This window comes from Brevundimonas sp. UBA7838, assembly GCF_002500885.1.
In the GTDB taxonomy this organism is placed as follows: Bacteria; Pseudomonadota; Alphaproteobacteria; order Caulobacterales; family Caulobacteraceae; genus Brevundimonas; species Brevundimonas vesicularis_C.
In genome coordinates, this window is sequence record NZ_DLTK01000141.1 from 1 (window position 1) to 264 (window position 264).

The 264-nt window shown below is 75.4% G+C and carries 1 pseudogene; it reads left to right on the forward strand.

The annotated features are described in order from the left end of the window. Window positions 1-264: pseudogene (locus tag B3T77_RS15085) on the forward strand (sensor histidine kinase KdpD); the annotation flags it as partial.

The window sequence follows — 264 nt, forward strand, 5'->3', positions numbered from 1 at the left end:
TCACGGCACCGGCACCCTGCCGCAGACCCACTGGCGGTTTCAGCCGCTGCAGGGCGTGCGCGGCCGGGCCGGCGTGGCGGGCGTCGACGCCTCGGCCGTGGCGGCGGGGTCGGACGAGGAACGTCTGGCCATGGCCCTGCTGGACCAGGGCGCCGTGGCGCTGGAGCGCGCCGATCTGGCCGGCCAAGCGCTGGAGACCGAGACCCTGCGCCGGGCCGACCGTTTCCGTGCCGCCTTGATGAACTCGGTCAGCCACGACCTGCG